Origin of the sequence: Bifidobacterium sp. UBA744 (genome assembly GCA_002298605.1) — a bacterium.
Taxonomy (GTDB): Bacteria; Actinomycetota; Actinomycetes; order Actinomycetales; family Bifidobacteriaceae; genus Bifidobacterium.
Map to the genome: position 1 here is coordinate 3,290 of DBKS01000035.1, position 533 is coordinate 3,822.

1 pseudogene is annotated in these 533 nt (G+C 58.2%); it reads left to right on the forward strand.

The features are described 5' to 3' along the window. Positions 1-205: 205 nt before the first annotated feature. Positions 206-533: pseudogene (locus B2994_RS03795) on the forward strand (toxin HipA); the annotation flags it as partial.

Genomic DNA, 533 nt, shown 5'->3' on the forward strand with positions numbered 1-533 from the left:
CCGGAGCCGGACAATCCCATGGCCATGCCTTTTTGTTTTTAGGGAATCGATGCGCCTATCATATCAATTGCCGGCGTCATTGCCGATGTTTTACGATTCGCGGATGCGGCTCATGATTATACATTGCGTCGTGAAACGGGCGTTGCCGCGCGATCGATTCACGCCTGTAGAATCTTTAAAGACCGAGCTTGGAAGGAACGGGCGCATGCCACGCAAACTGATTATGTGCGGGGACCATCCGGTTCTCGCGTTCGAATACGATCCCGCGTCCGGCTGTGCGTGCTCCTCGGGCGGGGTCCTCGATTCCAGGCGGTTGCCTCTGGAGTTCACCATGCACGGCAAGAGCGCGCTGTATGCCAGGAGGATCGACGAATGGTGGAGGTCCCGGGCGATCCCTTCCACGCGCGACGGAATACGCCGTGTGCTCGAATCGCTCGGCGCTTCATCGACCGGCGAGCTGCTCGACAGGACCTATGGATTGAGCCTGTCTGATCAGTATTGGGTCAAACGCGAGGACGATCCGACTGAGTGGA